General features: G+C 47.3%; 19 protein-coding genes. 3 read left to right on the top strand and 16 right to left on the bottom strand.

The genetic code is table 11. The features are described 5' to 3' along the window. The first annotated feature begins 102 nt into the window (after window positions 1-102). Complete coding sequence (locus tag AC07KQ_RS01145; RefSeq protein ID WP_274991065.1) at window positions 103-783, top strand: hypothetical protein; 681 nt, start codon at window positions 103-105, stop codon at window positions 781-783. A gap of 81 nt (window positions 784-864) precedes the next feature. Here the strand turns inward: AC07KQ_RS01145 and guaB are convergent, their stop codons facing one another. From guaB to rsmG, 8 genes are all read right to left on the bottom strand, one after another. Further along, the gene (guaB, locus tag AC07KQ_RS01140; RefSeq protein WP_003562953.1) at window positions 865-2,352 is read right to left on the bottom strand and encodes an IMP dehydrogenase; all 1,488 of its coding nucleotides are present in this window, start codon (window positions 2,350-2,352) and stop codon (window positions 865-867) included. A gap of 376 nt (window positions 2,353-2,728) precedes the next feature. Then, window positions 2,729-3,550, bottom strand: coding sequence for a DUF1129 domain-containing protein (locus AC07KQ_RS01135; RefSeq protein WP_003562951.1), 822 nt, complete (start codon window positions 3,548-3,550; stop codon window positions 2,729-2,731). Window positions 3,551-3,581: 31 nt separating this feature from the next. Continuing rightward, entirely contained in the window at window positions 3,582-4,688 is a 1,107-nt protein-coding gene (gene ychF / locus AC07KQ_RS01130) for a redox-regulated ATPase YchF (protein ID WP_003562949.1), read from the bottom strand. 31 nt (window positions 4,689-4,719) lie between these two features. Beyond that, window positions 4,720-4,902: a DUF951 domain-containing protein gene (locus tag AC07KQ_RS01125; protein ID WP_003562948.1), complete on the bottom strand. Its 183-nt coding sequence runs from the start codon at window positions 4,900-4,902 to the stop codon at window positions 4,720-4,722. 210 nt (window positions 4,903-5,112) lie between these two features. Further along, window positions 5,113-5,985: a ParB/RepB/Spo0J family partition protein gene (locus AC07KQ_RS01120; protein ID WP_003562946.1), complete on the bottom strand. Its 873-nt coding sequence runs from the start codon at window positions 5,983-5,985 to the stop codon at window positions 5,113-5,115. After that, entirely contained in the window at window positions 5,975-6,742 is a 768-nt protein-coding gene (locus tag AC07KQ_RS01115; RefSeq protein ID WP_003562943.1) for a ParA family protein, read from the bottom strand. Before AC07KQ_RS01115 ends, AC07KQ_RS01120 begins: the two co-directional genes overlap by 11 nt. A 9-nt stretch (window positions 6,743-6,751) precedes the next feature. Then, complete coding sequence (gene noc, locus AC07KQ_RS01110) at window positions 6,752-7,582, bottom strand: nucleoid occlusion protein (RefSeq protein WP_003562941.1); 831 nt, start codon at window positions 7,580-7,582, stop codon at window positions 6,752-6,754. 3 nt (window positions 7,583-7,585) lie between these two features. Beyond that, window positions 7,586-8,317, bottom strand: a complete 732-nt coding sequence (gene rsmG / locus AC07KQ_RS01105; RefSeq protein WP_003562939.1) for a 16S rRNA (guanine(527)-N(7))-methyltransferase RsmG — start codon at window positions 8,315-8,317, stop codon at window positions 7,586-7,588. Window positions 8,318-8,626: 309 nt separating this feature from the next. Here rsmG and AC07KQ_RS01100 point away from each other — a divergent pair, with 309 nt between their 5' ends. Together AC07KQ_RS01100 and AC07KQ_RS01095 are read left to right on the top strand one after the other, a co-directional pair. Then, a complete protein-coding gene (locus tag AC07KQ_RS01100) occupies window positions 8,627-9,007 on the top strand; it encodes a hypothetical protein (protein ID WP_003562937.1) in 381 nt (126 codons plus the stop codon). 132 nt (window positions 9,008-9,139) lie between these two features. Further along, window positions 9,140-9,811: a type 1 glutamine amidotransferase gene (locus AC07KQ_RS01095; RefSeq protein WP_003562934.1), complete on the top strand. Its 672-nt coding sequence runs from the start codon at window positions 9,140-9,142 to the stop codon at window positions 9,809-9,811. 79 nt (window positions 9,812-9,890) lie between these two features. On the opposite strand, the gene AC07KQ_RS01090 is transcribed toward AC07KQ_RS01095, so the two are convergent. The 8 genes from AC07KQ_RS01090 to amaP all read right to left on the bottom strand — a co-directional run bounded on the left by AC07KQ_RS01090 (window position 9,891) and on the right by amaP (window position 14,946). Continuing rightward, window positions 9,891-10,511, bottom strand: a complete 621-nt coding sequence (locus tag AC07KQ_RS01090; RefSeq protein WP_003562932.1) for an NADPH-dependent F420 reductase — start codon at window positions 10,509-10,511, stop codon at window positions 9,891-9,893. Between the two features lie 147 nt (window positions 10,512-10,658). Further along, window positions 10,659-11,306 (bottom strand): pyroglutamyl-peptidase I, encoded by a 648-nt coding sequence (gene pcp / locus AC07KQ_RS01085; protein ID WP_003659182.1) that lies wholly within the window; start codon window positions 11,304-11,306, stop codon window positions 10,659-10,661. 15 nt (window positions 11,307-11,321) lie between these two features. Then, window positions 11,322-12,236 carry a DUF979 domain-containing protein gene (locus AC07KQ_RS01080; RefSeq protein WP_003577393.1) on the bottom strand — a complete coding sequence of 305 codons (915 nt, stop codon included), beginning with the start codon at window positions 12,234-12,236 and terminating at the stop codon, window positions 11,322-11,324. Between the two features lie 2 nt (window positions 12,237-12,238). Next, entirely contained in the window at window positions 12,239-12,916 is a 678-nt protein-coding gene (locus AC07KQ_RS01075; protein ID WP_003577392.1) for a DUF969 domain-containing protein, read from the bottom strand. Between the two features lie 308 nt (window positions 12,917-13,224). Next, window positions 13,225-13,650, bottom strand: a complete 426-nt coding sequence (locus AC07KQ_RS01070; RefSeq protein ID WP_003562920.1) for an Asp23/Gls24 family envelope stress response protein — start codon at window positions 13,648-13,650, stop codon at window positions 13,225-13,227. A gap of 34 nt (window positions 13,651-13,684) precedes the next feature. Beyond that, window positions 13,685-14,098: an Asp23/Gls24 family envelope stress response protein gene (locus tag AC07KQ_RS01065; protein WP_003562918.1), complete on the bottom strand. Its 414-nt coding sequence runs from the start codon at window positions 14,096-14,098 to the stop codon at window positions 13,685-13,687. 8 nt (window positions 14,099-14,106) lie between these two features. After that, window positions 14,107-14,304 (bottom strand): hypothetical protein, encoded by a 198-nt coding sequence (locus AC07KQ_RS01060; protein WP_003562916.1) that lies wholly within the window; start codon window positions 14,302-14,304, stop codon window positions 14,107-14,109. Between the two features lie 102 nt (window positions 14,305-14,406). After that, on the bottom strand, window positions 14,407-14,946 hold the full coding sequence (gene amaP, locus AC07KQ_RS01055) for an alkaline shock response membrane anchor protein AmaP (protein WP_003562913.1): 540 nt from the start codon (window positions 14,944-14,946) through the stop codon (window positions 14,407-14,409). Window positions 14,947-14,959: the final 13 nt, after the last annotated feature.

Below are 14,959 nucleotides of genomic sequence, written 5' to 3'. Positions count from 1 at the left end.
ATTGTACCAAAGTTGACCGGGGAATTCTTTACGAAAAGCCTAAGAAAACAGGGCTAGAATAGGTACAAAAGTGTTGATTTGATCGCGAAAGAAGGCGGCTAATTGAAAGATTTGACAAAAATGGTCACAGCAAGTTTACCCTCAACCATGCACATCGCTGGCATTAACATTGCCCGCTCAAGCGGAAGTACTTACTGGCTATTAAGGCAATCCTCCCAATGGCTCACCTTACGCCTTGCCACACATCCCCATTGGTTACGAGGTGTTCGTCAGCTACAGGTTGTCTTACCAGCATCATCAGCCCGCCACGACTCGATAACCGTGTTGACAAAAGCCTTAGCGAGTCCTGCCGCGGCCAAAAACACATATACCTTTACAGCAATTGACACGGCCCTTGCCAACATGCTGCTATGGACAGCGTCGCGTAAACTGGTCTTCATGCTGCGCCTGACCCCCGAGATGGCCACGACTCATAAAATGACCCCTTTTAGTTTACAACAAGATTTTGCGCCGCTACCGCTTTTCTTGGGTGATCGTAACAATAGTAATGACTTATTGCTACCTGTCCATGATGCCAAGTTGCAACAAAGTCTGATTGATTTTTATAGTGCTAATTTGCTATTCACGCAATTCTCCAGTCATCAGTTAGTGAAACTTTTGCCAACTGCACAATGGCTGCAAACCATTCTGACAACTGTACCCACTAATCCCGCTTGGCCATTGACATTGGCCACAACTTTCAGCACGGAACTACTTGACGTGATTCATCGGGCACGAATGTAGCCTCTTAATCATAGCGCGTTCACCAAAAAAGGCCCGCACTGCAACCAATGGCAGTACGAGCCTTTTTGTGATACCAATCTTTTATTGAACGGAATAGTTAGGTGCTTCCCGTGTGATCTGCACGTCATGCGGATGGCTCTCGCGTAAACCAGCACCGGTAATTTGAATGAACTGCGCATTATCTTGGAGTTCTTGAAGATTCGGTGCACCGACATAACCCATACCGGATTCAATACCACCGAGCATTTGGAAAATCACATCGCCGAGACTGCCCTTGTAAGCCACGCGGCCTTCGATGCCTTCAGGAACCAGTTTGTTTGCTTCGTTAACCCCGCTCTGGAAATAACGATCACTAGAACCGTGGGCCTGCGCCATCGCGCCAAGTGAGCCCATGCCGCGATAAGTCTTGAAGCGGCGGCCTTGATAAATTTCGAACTGGCCAGGTGCCTCATCAGTGCCGGCCAAAAGGGAACCGAGCATAACGGCATTGCCGCCAGCTGCCAAAGCCTTTACGATATCACCGGAATACTTGATCCCACCGTCAGCGATAATTGTCTTGCCGCGCTTACGAGCAACACTGGCGGCATCATAGATGGCAGTCAGTTGTGGCACACCGACACCGGCAACGATCCGGGTTGTGCAGATTGAACCGGGGCCAATGCCAACTTTGACAACATCGACACCAGCATCATACAACGCTTCCGTTGCTTCAGCCGTGGCCACATTACCGGCAATCAGAGTTGCTAATGGGAACTGTTCCCGAATCTCTTTGATTTTCCGAATCACGCCAGCACTATGCCCATGGGCCGTGTCGATCACAATCGCATCGGCACCGGCATCAAGCAAAGCTTGCGCCCGATCAAAGGTGTCAGAGGTAACGCCAACCGCTGCTGCAACCAACAAACGGCCATGCGCATCTTTAGCAGCATGCGGGAATTCAACCACTTTTTCAATATCCTTGATCGTAATCAGCCCACTAAGGCGGCCTTCCTTATCGATCAACGGTAATTTTTCAATTTTACGAGACTGTAAAATAGCTTCGGCATCTTCGATTGAAGTGCCAGCCGGCGCGGTCACAAGCCCTTCCTTGGTCATAACCGTGTCAATCAGCACACTTTTATCATCAACATAACGCAGATCACGGTTGGTGATGATGCCGGTCAACTTGCGATCTGTGGTGTTATTAACAATCGGGACGCCGCTAATCCGATATTTTTTCATTAAATCTTCAGCATCACTAACCGGTTTATCGGCCGTCAGGAAGAATGGATCGACAATGACACCATTTTCACTGCGCTTCACCTTCAGCACTTCATCTGCTTGTGCTTCGATGCTCATGTTCTTATGAATCACGCCCAACCCGCCTTGGCGTGCCATTGCAATTGCCATAGCACTCTCGGTAACGGTATCCATCCCCGCCGAGATGATTGGGATATTCAGCTTCAAGTTGTCCGCCAGTTGTACAGACAGATCGACATCGTGAGGTAAAACATGACTTTCTGCAGGTATCAACAACACATCATCAAACGTAAAACCGCGCCGGGCAAACTTTGTATCCCAAAGACTCATAGCGTAATCCCTCTTTCAATTTTTAGTTGTTGACTAATGTACTACCGGAATTTAGGCACGTCAAACAAGTCTAACCATTTTTTTCGAAACGCCGGTATCATAGGCTTAAAAATGAAAGAAAGTCTCATAATCGTTCATATGGAACCGAACAAAATTTTATCAGCTATAGCTTTCTCAAAATAATGTTCGGCTTTTATCGTGTGTTGCGACGTGTCATTTAATATCATTCGTTTTTTACCCGCTAAAACCTTCGCATGTAAAATGACAAGAACATTTGCCGTTTTCCCTCACTGGCAATACAAAAAAAGCCGCCATTTTCGGCGACTGTTGGATTTTTTAAAAAGTAGATACCCGATGTTGAAATCGGACTATCAGCTTATCTCTGGAAAAAGCTTTTGAGGTGATACCGGTGCTGTAAGACCCAGTGAATCCCATAGGCAATGGCGCCAATAATGATATTGACGAACCACGGCATTGGGCGCGTGAACGGCGTGTCAAGCATCGCCAAGGCACTGCCAATGAACGTGATCGACACGACTAAGACAACACCGCCGCCCAAGACAAGCCAAGCACTGCGGCGTTTCTTTTTATCTTGCTGCATCCAGTCAGCATAATAAACGAAGAAGAGACCAGCCATTAGACTCAACATCACTAAGTAAACAAAACTGCTGCTGGCGGCATTTTGCGACTTGGTATCGAAGTAGGCAAGTGCCCCATACATAACCGCTAAAATCGACATGAAGAACAGACTTTGGTCAATGACCATCAACCACATTGGCTTTTTAGGCTCAGGTTTTGGCGTATGCAGAATTTCGTCTGCCTTTACCGTAACCGGTCCGTAAAGCTGATTGGCTGGCTTGCCTTGTCGTTGCGCTGTGATGATCTCGGGCAACATCGTTTTGAGTAGTTCTTCTTCGTCCGCCGCGTTCATACCGCCGTCTTTTAACTCACGGCGTAGTTTAAAAATATATTCATCATTTTTATTAGTGAGCCGTGCAATCAGCTCTGGCACAGTGGTCGCAGGCTTTTCCTGTTTCACATGTGCATTTTTAGCCGCCGTTGCTTGATCTGCTGACGACTCATCAGTGGCTGTCGACTGTACTTTTGATGCTGTTTGTTCAGTCGTAGCAGTATTTTTACCATTTACTGCAGCATCGGTTGCCGTCTGTTTCGTCTCTGCTTCATGTTTCTCTGCCATTGGAAACTCCTATCTCCTAAGTCGTTATGCGTTAGACATTGAACCGGAATTCAATGATGTCCCCATCCTGCACTTCATATTCTTTGCCTTCGGATCGATAACGGCCTGCTTCTTTAACCGCCTGAACAGATCCGTACTTGTCTAAATCGGTGAAGGACATTGTCTCGGCGCGAATAAAACCGCGTTCGAAGTCGGAATGAATAATCCCAGCAACTTCTGGAGCCTTCATTCCCTGTCTAAATGTCCAAGCACGGGTTTCTTTGCCACCGGCTGTGAAGAAGGTTGCCAATCCCAGCAAATGATAGCTAGCCTTGATCAGCTTATCCAACCCAGACTCGTCGACACCTTCTGCTGCCAAAAAGTCTGCCTTTTCATCATCATCCAGTTCAGCAATTTCTTCCTCAGTTTTGGCAGAAATCGCAATCACTTCGGCACCTTCTTTGGCAGCCTCGGCCTTGATTTGCTTGACGTAATCAACCGAATCCGGATCAGCCATCGCTTCTTCAGCAATGTTAGCGACATACAAAACTGGCTTGCTGGTCAGCAAGAACAAGCCTTTGACAATCTTCAGCTCATCTTTATCAAAGTCGATGCTGCGAACCATCCCGCCATCTTCCAGTACGGGCTTAATCTTTTTGAGCACCTTGAATTCAGCCTGCGCTTCTTTGTCATTGGTTTGTGTTCGCGCCACTTTTTCAACTTTAGCATAGCGTTTATTGACAGCATCAAGATCAGCGATGGCCAATTCCATATTAATCGTCGCCATATCCTCTAACGGGTCGACTTTGCCAGTTACACTGGTGATGTTATCATCATCGAACGCTCGGACAACATGAACAATCGCATCCACCTGACGAATGTTTTCAAGGAACTTGTTGCCGAGTCCTTCACCCTTAGAAGCACCTTTAACAATGCCGGCAATATCTGTGAATTCAAAAGTTGTATGAATAATCTTCTTGGCCGGAATCAATTCATCGATTCGTGCCAGACGTTTATCTGGCACTTCAACCATCCCGACATTCGGGTCGATTGTAGCGAATGGATAGTTCGCCATCTCGGCGCCTGCTTTAGTGATTGCGTTAAAAAGCGTGGACTTACCGACGTTTGGAAGTCCTACGATACCTGCTGTTAAAGCCATTTGGTTACTTCACACTTTCTATTTAGTCTGTCTACTCTACATGACCCAACACTTTTTTGAGTCGTTTTTCAAAATCGCGCCGGGACATCATCACAATATGACCGCATCCGGTACATTTGATCTTGATATCAGCACCTAAGCGGATAATTTCCCATTTGTTGGTACCGCAAGCATGCGGTTTCTTCATCTGAACGAGATCATGTAAATCATACATTTGTCCACCTCCAGCGTTGTTGTGCTTGTCGGACCGGATTAAACGCGTTCGCAAGTTTCTAAACGGGCCGCTCACGCTCTGCTTTTAAACGCGTTCGCTGGCCCAGAAACCTGCGTGTAAGGACCTTGGACGCAATGGCCAAAAACCCGGCCATCACGTCCAAGCCCGCTTACACTCCGGTTTCTAAACGGGCTGCTCACGCTCTGCTAGTTAGTCAATATTGACGTCGAGCATGGCCAAGATCCGATTCAAATCTTTTTCGGAAGTGAAGTCAATCTCGATCTTGCCTTTGCCTTTGTTGCCTTCATTAATATTCACCTTGGTGCCAAAGCGTTCGCCAAGTTGGTTCTCAGTTGCCCGCACGTATGGCGACTTTGGCTTTTCTTTGGTTGCCGGGCGCGTGTTGCCAGCATTCATCTGATTAATGAGCCGTTCTAGCTGGCGCACAGTCAGGTTCTCATTGATTGTCTTCTTGGCCACACTCACCATTTTGGACTTATCTTTGAGACTTAACAGCGTCCGTGCTTGTCCCATTGACAGCTGATTGGCACTTAACATTTGTTTGACTTGCTGCGGCAGTGTCAAAAGGCGTAAGTAGTTCGCAATATAAGGTCGGCTTTTGCCAAGTCGTGCCGATACTTCTGCTTGCGTCAGATTCAGACGCTTGATCAAGGTGTCATAAGCCTGGGCTTCGTCTAGCGGCGTCAGATCTTCCCGCTGCAAGTTTTCCAGCACAGCGATTTCCATCATTTCGGGATCATTGAAGTCCCGAACAATGGATGGAATAGTCTCCTTGCCAGCCAATTTAGACGCACGGAAGCGACGTTCACCGGTAATAATCTCATAGCCTGAAACACTCTTGCGGACAATGATCGGTTGGAACACGCCGGTTTGTTTGATCGAACCAGCCAGTTCCTTCAAGCCTTCCTCATCAAACGTTTTACGCGGTTGGTAGGGATTTGGTCGGATGTCAATCAGCGGTAATTCTTCAACTGTATTATTGGCACTCAGATCTGGACTCTCGAAATCTTTGAAAATCGCATCAATACCACGGCCTAAGCCTTTGTTATTCTTATTCGCCATGAGCAGCCAGCACCTCCTTGGCTAAAGCCTCGTAAACCTCTGATCCCCGGGACTTTGGATCAAAATCCACAATTGGCAGACCATAGCTTGGCGCCTCCGCCAATCGCGTAATCCGCGGAATCACCGTTGCATATACTTTATCGCCAAAATACTTGCGGACCTCGTCAATGACTTGTGCGCCGAGATTGGTCCGCGCATCATACATTGTCAACAACACCCCTTCGATCGCTAAGCTCGGATTAAAGTGTTTCTGAACCAACCGCACCGTGTTTAGTAACTGGCTTAAGCCCTCCAGAGCGTAATATTCGCTTTGGACCGGGATTAAAATCGAGTCGCTTGCTGTAAATGCATTGATCGACAATTGGCCAAGCGATGGCGGGCAATCAATCAAAATATAATCGTATTGATCCTCCACAGGATGCAATCCCAGCTTCAATCGCATTTCACGCGCCATTTGGCTGGTTAACTCGATCTCAGCGCCAGCCAGTTGAATGGTGGCTGGCACAATCGACATGTTCTTATGTTTCGTTGGCAGAATGGCTTCGGTAATCGGCTCTTCGTTGACTAGCACATCATAAATATCCTTTTCAACTTGGGCCTTTTGAACGCCGACGCCACTAGTCGCATTGCCTTGTGCATCAGCGTCCACAATCAAAATCTTCTTGCCAAGATTGGCCAAACAGGCGCCCAGATTGACCGTGGTGGTGGTTTTGCCAACGCCGCCTTTTTGGTTAGCGACTGCGATGATATGTGCCATGAGCTCCTCCTATCTCTTTTCTTTCGGAATCTCGATGATCATTCGGTAAGCGTCGTCAGTATCTTCTTCTTTTGCTGTGACCGTCATACCGGTTTCCCGGATCATTTTAACCGAACGTTTTAATGTGTTCCAAGCAATGCGCGTATCATGGCTCACCGCGGATCGTCGAACTTTAGGTTTCGGTTTTGGGGTTGGCTTCTTAGGCCGCAACATCTCATTGATAAGGGCACTGGTTTCTTTAACGGTCAGATCGTCTGCAAAAATCTGGTGTAAGGCGGCAACCTGTTGCTTCTCGTCTAACTTCAGTAGTTCACGACCATGCCGTTCACTGATACGCGACTTCATTAAAGCTTCTTGAACTGGCTCGCTTAGTTTCAATAAACGGATTTTGTTGGCGACAAATGCCTGACTTTTACCGAGTTGCTCGGCCAAAGCGGCTTGTGTCAGGTGATTGAGTTTCATAAGTGCCACATAAGCTTGGCCTTCTTCAATCGCACTCAAGCCTTCGCGCTGCAAATTTTCAACTAGTGCCATGGATGCACTTTCGTCGTCGTCCATTTTCTGCACAATGGCTGGCGCTTTTTCCCAGCCCAGGGTTTGCATCGCGCGATATCGGCGCTCACCCGCGATGATTTCGTACTTTTCCGGTTTATATTCACGGACAATAATCGGCTGCAACAAGCCATGATCCTTGATCGTCGTTGCTAGCTCCCGAATCGATTCCGGCGTAAAGACTTTGCGCGGCTGGAATTGGTTAGGCACGATTGCGGTCATTGGCAGTTGTTGAACAACCGTTTCGTCGTCAGGCTTTTTATGGCCAAAAATGGATGATAATGGCACGCGTTATGCACCTCCCAAAGGTTGCTTATTCGGTATCCCCGGCTTGCGCGGATATTTGTTTGGTGTTGGTTTAACTTTGTCGATGACCAGCAAATGACGTGGATCGCCGGTTTCCGGCAACGTCAACGCAGCATCTTGGGCCAATTTGCCGCCAAGTAAGCCAATCGCTGACTTGGCCGCAATTAATTCTGCGGGTGTCGCCGCGGCTTTCATGGCCACAAAGCGACCTTGCGGCTTTACTAGTGGCAAACAGAGCTCAGCCAAGACATCCAATGCCGCAACCGCACGAGCCGTGACCAAATCAAAACTGGCACGGTGTTGCGATTTTTTGGCACCAAAAGTTTCGGCGCGGTCATGAAAGAGCTGAACATCTGTCAGCTCCAAACGCGCCGTTAATCGTTCGAGAAAGCCAATTCGCTTTTGTAAAGAATCCACGATGGTGATTTTGAGTTGCGGGAACGCAATTTTTAACGGAATTGATGGGAAACCTGCCCCAGCACCCACATCACAAACTGACATTACTTGTGTCTGAAGCTCAGGTAGCACCAACGCAAGCGTTAGTGAATCGTAGAAGTGTTTGAGGTAGACGTCCCCTTCAGCTGTAATGCCAGTCAGATTCATTTTTTCATTCTCACTGATCAGATACTGATAGTATGCCGCAAACTGATCCTGTTGGTGATCGTTTAAAACGATCCCGTGATCAGCCAAGGCTTGGACAAAAGCTGCTGGATCCATGCCTGCCTCCATTTTCGTAAACTTGATTTTGTGGAACAAACAGGGTTTCACGTACCCGTCAAGTGTAACGTAAAAGCGGCCTCTGCTCAACCGTCTTTATATGGAAAGAACAGGCGTTAAGCGCAAGTTTTTTGACACACCTGTTATGCCTTACTGCTCAAATCAAGATTCGCTATCTGGGCTGGCTGCGGTCGCGCTACTCACCTAATTACCCAACCACAAGATTTGTCTGAACGGTCCCTTGTCATCTTGCAAAAACGCGTTCACAGTTCGATAATGAAATGGTAACTAAACTCAGAGGCGAGAAAAATGGAATTAGACGGTAAAGAAATCAAAGAAAATGAACAACTGACCGATGCCCAGCTGGCCGATTTGCACAAACAGTATGAGGCTTTGTGGGATAAGTTAAAAAAAGACAACTACCGAACTGAACATCAATTCATGGAAGTTTTGTACGAGGAACCTGACAATAGTCAAAACTATGAAGCTGCCTTTTTCACTTATCAAATTCGTAAAGATACTGGCGATAATCAATTTGACCAGTTGACCATCACGTTAAACAACAAGCCAACCTTCCACGATCAACCAGATGAATTTGTCTTCGAAATTAGTGACTACGCGGATATGGATGCTCTTCACAAGGCAATTGAGGAAAAAGCCCAACCGTGGATTAAGGCTCACAAACGTTAATAACCAGACTAACTCGAAACACTTATCCTGTTTCGAGTTTTTTTAATTAAAACCGCACTATGCACTTTCTTTCCTCTCAGCCAACACTTGTGGTAAGCTGTTGCCAGTCAAACAAACGGAGGGACCCGGCTAATGGCGGATAAAATTAAAATCGCTTATCTTTATGAAGACCTCATGAACACATATGGCGACAGTGGCGATGTCAAAATTCTACGTTATTTATTAAATCAACAAGGTTACCAAGTCGATGTCGATAATGTCAGTCTTGGCGATCATTTTAATGCGGACGACTATGATTTTATCTTCTTCGGCGGTGGTCAGGACTATGAACAAACCGTGGTAGCCAAAGACTTGTTGCGCCATGCCCAAACACTTGGCCAGTATATCGAAAATGGTAAACCGATGCTGGCAATCTGTGGCGGTTACCAGCTGCTTGGCGATTATTACAAAACTAGCGAAGGCTCAGTCATCAAAGGCCTCGGCATTTTGCCGCTGCACACAGTTTTCAAGCCAGACAGTCGCATGATCGGTGATACCAAGTACGAAACCGAGTTCGGGACAGTTACCGCATTTGAGAATCACAGTGGCCGGACTTATTTTGACGACAAGCAAAAGCTCAAACCGTTGGGCAAAATGATTGAAGGTTACGGGAATAACCCTGAAGACGGTGTCGAAGGTATGCGTTATAAAAATACCATTGGCAGCTACTCCCATGGTCCCATTTTGAAGAATCAAAATATTGCGAAGGCGATCGCCAATATGATTGTGAAAAATCACAAGGCACGGATGGGTCAGCCTGCATAATTAAAAGAGCATTGCCGCAGTAGACGGGCAATGCTCTTTTTATACGAATTTCATATAGCTTTGGCGCCCAGTTAACCCCTTAGTGTTGCACTTGAGCACGAACCTGATCAGCATCGCCAGCAAATAAGAACAACGGTCCATCCGCCTGTGCTGGATAGCTATCTGATAGACTGCCGAGATCGACAACATCAAACCCAATTCGTTTGATCAATGTCGTGACCGTCTGCTTAGCGGCATTATCATCCCCGGCAATCGGAATGGCAATTCTTCCTGCTGGCTGACTTGGCTTGGCAAGACTACGAATTTTGGTCATCGCAATTGTATTGAATGCCTTGACCACTTTTTTCGTACCAAAATGTTTAGCAACGAGTTCTGATGACGTGACTTGATGTGCTGCCAGTGCTGGCTGGTCGCCATCGCGGCTAGGATAATAGTTAGTCGCGTCAATAATAATCGTCTTCGGATCCACGCTTGTCGGCAATTCCGGCAACGCATTAAATGGCACGGCCAGCACGACAATGTCTTGTTTAGCCGCGTCAGCAACGGTCCCAGCTTCGACCGTCGAGCGCATCTCTGCAATGACCGGTGCCAATGATGCCACGCCATGCCGATGTGAAATAATCACCTGCTCACCAACATGACTAAACAGTTGGCCTAATGCCCGGCCGACATTACCTGATCCAATAATACCGATAGTCATCTAATCACCCTCTCTATTGAGATCACACCTTCATTATACCGCCTTGCTTCTTTAAATACCGGCCAGCAAGCATTCTAGCCCACTCAAAAAGCCGCACACCCGTCATGCAGTCTGCGGCAGTTCAAATAAAAAATGATCCACAACTATCTAGTGATTCTTGCCTTCAATCGTTTCGATATCGCCTTTGCCGTCACGGGCCACGATGGCCTTGATAGCGGCAGTGATGCCTAAAACATCATCATCCAATGACAACGCTGGTGTTTCCGGACGAGTGACAACCTGTTCCGGCAAAAATGGAATATGCATGAAGCCGGCCTTAATATCGGGAAACATCTTATCCCGCATATACTGTACCTGATAAAAAATGTGGTTGCAGACGTAAGTGCCTGCTGTGTTGGAGACTGCTGCCGGAACACCAGCTTCCCGAATGGCTTTGGCCATGGCCTTAATCGGTAACTGGGTAAAGTAGGCATTCTCGCCATCGCCATGAATCGTGTGATTAAGTGGCTGATACCCGGCATTATCTTGAATCCGACCGTCATCCAAGTTAATCGCAACTCGCTCCGGCGTGAGTTCAAACCGGCCACCAGCCTGACCAATGCTCAACACATAGTCAGGCTTTTCTTTGGCAATAGCACCTTTAACGACATCGGCTGAAACATTAAACTTTGTCGGAATTTCCAATTTAACGATTTGTGCCCCAGCAATTTCATCCGGCAAACGTTTCACGGCTTCAATCGCAGGATTAATTTTATCGTCGCCAAAGGGATCAAATCCGGTAACAAGAATTTTCATGAGAAGATTTCCTTTCTAAAATGCCAAGAAGTACATGAGGCCGATTTGAATGATCAACAATAGTATCGCAATTGGCGCTTGCTGTTTGATAACACCAAGTGGATCCTTCATTTCGAGCAACGCGACTGGCAAACTATTGAAGTTCGCCGCCATTGGCGTGAGCAAGGTCCCACAGTAGCCAGAGGTCATGCCAATAGCCGCCACAATCGCTGGATTAGCGCCTTGCGCAATGACAAAAGGAATGCCAACGGCTGCTGTAATCACGGCAAACGCAGCAAAGGCATTCCCCATAATAATCGTAAAGAGCGCCATCGCCACACAGTATAGAATCACGCCGCCAAGATGACTTCCAGTTGGGAATAAGCCGGCAATCAATTTCGCCGTGAGTGATCCGACCCCAGCAGCAGTAAAAACTGCCCCTAAGGTTGCTAGTAATTGCGGCAAAATGCCAGCAGCACCAACTGACCGAACCATCCGCTGGGTATCATTATAAACCATTTTGCCTGGCGCCTTCGTCATGATGATAGCCACAATTAACGAAACCGCCGCACCAATGCCAATGCCGACCTGACCACCGAGTTTGGTAAACTGGGCGACACCGATGGAAACGACTGCAAGTACCACGCTTGGGACGAATACCCAACCGCCAAGCCGTTTGGCCGCTGTTGCCGCGTGTGCGCCGTCAACGGGCTTAATTTTGCCTATCTGAATCTGCTTGAACAACGCCAAAATACCGATAATAACAACTAGAACACCAACGACCATCGCGGGCATCAAGGTCCCAAAGGCAAAAATCACTGCCATGATCTCCCAAAACAAACCGGTTCCGATACGTGCCGGATTATCTTTTGCGCGAAACGCCTCAATACCAGCAATCGCCATCACGACGCCAATCAGAGCATAAAGGATCAATAAAAGGGTATTGACCATGATCATTTGCCTCCCTTATGCGACTGCTGTTCAAATTGGCGATCAAACCAGCGATTGTAGATAGCCACAATGACCAACGTGATCAATGCCACTGGAATGGATGCTAAAACGACCTGCATCGGCTCAACTGGATGATTGAGGCTCTTCATCGTGCTCGCGATCAACAAGACACCTGCTGTCGCCACAAACAGGTTCTGCGCAAAGAAATTGCCAAAGTTGTCAGTCGCCGCAGAACGCGCCTTAATAAGGTCGATATCTTTATCTGTTAGCTTACGTTTGGTTTCAGCCGCCGCCGTTACCATCGGCGTGATCAACGGTCGTACGAACTGCACTTGACCAGATAACGAGATACCAAAGACACCACCTAACTCGCGAATCACAAGATAAATATTCAAAATACGACTGGGTGTCAATTTCTTTAGCTTCTGAATGCCATTGACGGCAACTTCCTTGAGACCGTGGCTTTCCACTAACCCAATCATCGGCAGGGTCAGAAAAAATAACGACACCATGCGATTATCGACAAAGCTCTGCCCAAGTGTGGTCAGCAAAGCCGGGATGCTCATGCCCGAAAAAACTGCTGTCACAACTGCTGCCAAAACCACTACCGCTGTCGTGTCCCACTTCAATGCAAACCCGACAACGATAATGACAATGCCAAGTAATTTTAAGTATTCCATGTAGGATCCCCCTTTGTTCTATGAAAGCAGTTTACGTGTTGTTGTTGACAGCGTCAATTCGTTAAGGGGGGTTATCAATCGTGCAAACTATAAAAATAACTTGTGCGTCACTAGTTTCCTAACCGAGCTGCCTCGCGCTCATTTTAACGCGCTCGCCACCCCAGAAACCTGCATATAAGAACCTTGGTTGCAATGGTCAAAACCCGACCATCACACCCAAGGTCACTTACACTCCGGTTTCTAACCGGGCTGCCTCGCGCTCACAAAAAAAGCCAGTTCAACGACTGAACTGGCAATTTATATCACGATTATGCTGGCTGAAGATCCTTTTCTTTGTCAGCATCTTTGTTCTTAGCCTCGTTACGAGCAATTTCGTCTTTGGTGAGCATATCCTTAACGGTCATCTTCACCTCAGTGACATTAAGTCCGGTCATTTGGCGGACATTCTTGACGATTGCCATCGTAACTTTGTTGAAAATTTCCGGTGCATTTTCACCATATCGAACGGTGGCATCAAGTGACACAGAAACATTCTGATCATCGCTCAGGTCTACATCCACACCTTTAGTCGGATCTTCATCTTTGCGGAAAAGATCGGTCATATTTGCCATCATGCCGCCTTCAAGCGAGTATACGCCTTCGACTTCATTGCAAGTGATGCCCACAATTTTTGCAATGACAGCGTCATCGAATTTCAATTCCTTATTGATGCCAGCGTTTTTCGTGTTGTCCATGTTTATCTCTCCTTTGTCTTATGAAGGTTCAACATCATTTTTTTTGCCACTCGCGTTTAGTCAGTACATCTTTGACATGCAGATTGAGTTCAACTAGCTGTAGGCCCGTCATCCGGGTAATCTGAGCACTGATTTTTTCGCAGAGTTGTTTAAAAATAGCTTGCGCATCACTGTCAAATGCCAGAAACACATCCATATCAATCGCTACTTGTTTCTCGCCAACTTCAGCTGAGATGCCTTTGGTGATATTCTCGCCGCTAGAAAAGGTTTCGGTCAGATTGTCCATCATCGTTCCGTCCATTCCTAGCAAGCCATCAATCTCTCGAGCACAAAGCGCAGCGATTTTTTCAATCACTTTATCTTCAAACGTCAATCGACTATTGGCCATCAATGTTTCTCGTGTAACAGCTGGTGATGCTGCTACTGGCGGTGTTGCAACTGCGTCCATCCGTTCACCTACTTTCCTTTACTGAAAGCATCTTTGCCGGCGGTCAACCAACTGGTAAATGCATGCCAATTGGGTACTAGGTAACGCTCAATCAGCCAGCCTGCTGCGCCGAAGATCAAGACCAGCAGCATACCCATAAACCCGAATCGCATCCAGGCGAAGGCAAGCACGATCCCGATCACAGCACCGATCATTCCTCGCTGCATTGTCATCTCTCCTTCTAGCTGGGCACGTCGTCAAAGGCATCAACATCTTTGGAAAGTGTCCGCTTTGAATGCCATTTGCTTGTTGTCCCAGTGTTGTCATCGTTAAATCACACGGGCCGTTTTCGCTTTGACCTTTGTGGCTGGCAAGAGATGCACCCGCACATGCTTCACAGGAATACCGAGACAGGCCTGCAACTTCTGGCGAGCAGTTTCTTCGATTTGCTTGGCCTCTGCCTTCAGATCCTTGCTATTACCGGAAAAAGCTTCAATCCGCATTCGTGCGACTTGCTTCTTGCGAATGCTAACAGCTACCGCCACCGATTTGGCAAAATGTTGCGCAACAACCGCTTTGGCCACGGTGTTTTCGATCGCACTTTTATCAAGCGTCAGATCACCATCTTCACCAGCTAGAATCAGCGACTGAGCGGTTGACCGCCTGAAAATGGCGACCAATAGCATGATGAGGAAAACCAAAGCGACAAGCCCAGTCAGGCCTATCATGGTTGGCCGCAGCCAAACGACTTGTTGCAGATAAAATCGCGTAAACTCACGGCTTGGCCAAAGCAATAACCCGAAACCAACACTTTGCAATAAACCGCCAACGGCAATGATGCCAAGCATGATTTTTGTGATGGGTCTCATGATCATCGGCCTC

The sequence above is a fragment of the Lacticaseibacillus sp. YLM2-1 genome (assembly GCF_056583465.1).
Note: the sequence above shows the minus strand (reverse complement) of the source record. Positions and strands in the feature narration are given on the sequence as shown.

Excerpts from the sequence above, each read along its gene's own strand:
- AC07KQ_RS01100 (WP_003562937.1), top strand. The coding sequence starts at position 8,627 with ATGGAATTAGACGGTAAAGAAATCAAAGAAAATGAACAACTGACCGAT.
- AC07KQ_RS01135 (WP_003562951.1), bottom strand. The coding sequence starts at position 3,550 with ATGGCAGAGAAACATGAAGCAGAGACGAAACAGACGGCAACCGATGCT.
- AC07KQ_RS01125 (WP_003562948.1), bottom strand. The coding sequence starts at position 4,902 with ATGTATGATTTACATGATCTCGTTCAGATGAAGAAACCGCATGCTTGC.
- AC07KQ_RS01060 (WP_003562916.1), bottom strand. The coding sequence starts at position 14,304 with ATGCAGCGAGGAATGATCGGTGCTGTGATCGGGATCGTGCTTGCCTTC.
- AC07KQ_RS01065 (WP_003562918.1), bottom strand. The coding sequence starts at position 14,098 with ATGGACGCAGTTGCAACACCGCCAGTAGCAGCATCACCAGCTGTTACA.
- AC07KQ_RS01090 (WP_003562932.1), bottom strand. The coding sequence starts at position 10,511 with ATGACTATCGGTATTATTGGATCAGGTAATGTCGGCCGGGCATTAGGC.
- guaB (WP_003562953.1), bottom strand. The coding sequence starts at position 2,352 with ATGAGTCTTTGGGATACAAAGTTTGCCCGGCGCGGTTTTACGTTTGAT.
- AC07KQ_RS01070 (WP_003562920.1), bottom strand. The coding sequence starts at position 13,650 with ATGGACAACACGAAAAACGCTGGCATCAATAAGGAATTGAAATTCGAT.
- AC07KQ_RS01095 (WP_003562934.1), top strand. The coding sequence starts at position 9,140 with ATGGCGGATAAAATTAAAATCGCTTATCTTTATGAAGACCTCATGAAC.
- ychF (WP_003562949.1), bottom strand. The coding sequence starts at position 4,688 with ATGGCTTTAACAGCAGGTATCGTAGGACTTCCAAACGTCGGTAAGTCC.
- AC07KQ_RS01115 (WP_003562943.1), bottom strand. The coding sequence starts at position 6,742 with ATGGCACATATCATCGCAGTCGCTAACCAAAAAGGCGGCGTTGGCAAA.
- AC07KQ_RS01120 (WP_003562946.1), bottom strand. The coding sequence starts at position 5,985 with ATGGCGAATAAGAATAACAAAGGCTTAGGCCGTGGTATTGATGCGATT.
- pcp (WP_003659182.1), bottom strand. The coding sequence starts at position 11,306 with ATGAAAATTCTTGTTACCGGATTTGATCCCTTTGGCGACGATAAAATT.
- rsmG (WP_003562939.1), bottom strand. The coding sequence starts at position 8,317 with ATGGATCCAGCAGCTTTTGTCCAAGCCTTGGCTGATCACGGGATCGTT.
- amaP (WP_003562913.1), bottom strand. The coding sequence starts at position 14,946 with ATGAGACCCATCACAAAAATCATGCTTGGCATCATTGCCGTTGGCGGT.
- AC07KQ_RS01080 (WP_003577393.1), bottom strand. The coding sequence starts at position 12,236 with ATGGTCAATACCCTTTTATTGATCCTTTATGCTCTGATTGGCGTCGTG.
- AC07KQ_RS01075 (WP_003577392.1), bottom strand. The coding sequence starts at position 12,916 with ATGGAATACTTAAAATTACTTGGCATTGTCATTATCGTTGTCGGGTTT.